The organism is Methylomonas koyamae (assembly GCF_001644025.1).
GTDB classification, from domain to species: Bacteria; Pseudomonadota; Gammaproteobacteria; order Methylococcales; family Methylomonadaceae; genus Methylomonas; species Methylomonas koyamae_A.
The window spans coordinates 1-1015 of the sequence record NZ_LUUK01000149.1; the positions used below are offsets into that span (position 1 = coordinate 1).

Below are 1015 nucleotides of genomic sequence, written 5' to 3' on the forward strand. Positions count from 1 at the left end.
CGGCGTTATTGGCGCTTGATTAAGGACATAGTTATGGAAAATTCAAAAGACTTAACAATGCCGGCTCGCCGGGATATGTTGCTGATGACCGCCAAGGGTGCCGCCGGCTTGGTCGCCGCCACCATGCTGGGTGGCGTCAGCCGTTCGGCACTGGCAGCCTACTCCTTGGCGCCCACCGTTACCGAAGGGCCGTTTTGCCTGGACAGCGTTGCCAACAACTTGCTGCGCTCCGATATTCGCACCAGCAGCGTAACCGGTAAGATTGCGGCCGGCTTCCCGCTGGTTCTGACGGTCACGGTATCCAAACTGAACGCCAACGGCACGATTTCGCCGATCAACGGCGCTTACGTCGACATTTGGCACTGCGACGCCGACGGTAACTATTCGGGCGAGACCAATATGGGCGCTGCCGACCTGACCGCCGAGGATTATTTGCGTGGCTACCAAATCACCAATGCGCGCGGAGCAGTGAAGTTCATCAGCATTTATCCCGGTTGGTACACCTCGCGCACTACACACATCCACGTCCGCATCCGTACTTTCTCGGGCAGCACTGCTGTCTACGATCAGGCGACTCAGTTTTTTTTCGACGAATCGCTAACCGAACAGATCTACACCACGATCAGCCAATACCTTTCCCACGGTTTGAAAGATACCGCCAACGCAACCGACTCGGTATTCACCGGCGGTTCCAATCAATCGGCCACCGACGGCATCACCAGCGATTCCGGCGACCATCTGATGCTGACTTTGGCCAACAACGGCAATTATGTGACTGCGTCGATCAATTTGGTCATTGCGACCAGCGAGGGTGTGGCCAGTTTGAGTTGTCCGACGGTTGCCGATACCTCCGGCAGCACGTCGGGTGGCGGCACGCCACCTACCGGTACACCTCCCACCGGCACACCGCCAACACGCCCCGGCGGTTAGTCCGGCCTTGAGCCAGCGTGACTCGCCGTGCGCCGGATGCGCGCGGCGGTTTTTTCCAGAGCGGCGCAAAGACGCGTTCGCGATA

The 1015-nt window shown here is 58.6% G+C and carries 1 pseudogene; it reads left to right on the forward strand.

The features are described from left to right. A pseudogene (locus A1355_RS09875) lies at nucleotides 1-930 on the forward strand (hypothetical protein); the annotation flags it as partial. Between the last annotated feature and the right edge of the window lie 85 nt (nucleotides 931-1015).